Source organism: Herbaspirillum lusitanum P6-12, assembly GCF_000256565.1.
In the GTDB taxonomy this organism is placed as follows: Bacteria; Pseudomonadota; Gammaproteobacteria; order Burkholderiales; family Burkholderiaceae_D; genus Herbaspirillum; species Herbaspirillum lusitanum.
The window spans coordinates 1-875 of the sequence record NZ_AJHH01000647.1 but is presented as its reverse complement, the minus strand read 5'-3'; the positions used below and the strand labels follow the sequence as shown (position 1 = coordinate 875).

The 875-nt window shown below is 64.7% G+C and carries 1 pseudogene; it reads left to right on the top strand.

The window, feature by feature from the left end:
- Positions 1-875 (top strand): annotated as a pseudogene (locus HLUSI_RS29955) (HAL/PAL/TAL family ammonia-lyase); the annotation flags it as partial.

Below are 875 nucleotides of genomic sequence, written 5' to 3'. Positions count from 1 at the left end.
CCCCCGGCCTGACGCCGCTGCGCCTGCGCCCGAAGGAAGGCCTGGCCATTATGAACGGCACCGCCGTCATGACCGCGCTGGCTTGCATGGCCTACGAGCGCGCCGAATACCTCTGCAAATTGGCCACGCGCATCACCGCCATGGCCAGCTTCACACTGGACGGCAATGCCCATCATTTCGACGCCACGCTGTTCTCGGTCAAGCCGCATCCAGGCCAGCAGCAAGTCGCCGGCTGGCTGCAGACCGACCTGCGCTGCGACCAGCCGCTGCGCAATGAGAAGCGACTGCAGGATCGCTACTCGATCCGCTGCGCGCCGCACGTGATCGGCGTGCTGACCGATGCGCTGCCGTGGCTGCGCAGCTATATCGAAAATGAACTCAACAGCGCCAACGACAATCCGCTGATCGATCCCGACAACGAGCGCGTGCTGCACGGCGGCCATTTCTACGGCGGTCACATCGCCTTCGCCATGGACAGCATGAAGAATGCCGTCGCCAACATTGCAGACCTGCTCGATCGCCAGATGGCCTTGATGGTCGACAATCGCTACAACAACGGCCTGCCGGCCAACCTGTCCGGCGTCAAGGGGCCGCGGCCATCAATCACGGTCTCAAGGCCCTGCAGATCAGCGCCTCGGCGTGGACCGCAGAAGCACTCAAACTGACCATGCCGGCCTCGGTGTTCTCCCGCTCGACCGAATGCCACAACCAGGACAAGGTCAGCATGGGCACCATCGCCGCGCGCGACTGCCTGCGCGTGCTGGAACTGACCGAACAAGTCGTGGCGGCGCTGCTGATCACGGTGCGCCAGGGCGTGTGGCTGCGCAATGAACAGAACCCGGAAATCCCGTTGGCCGGGTTGCCCGGCGGCCGGG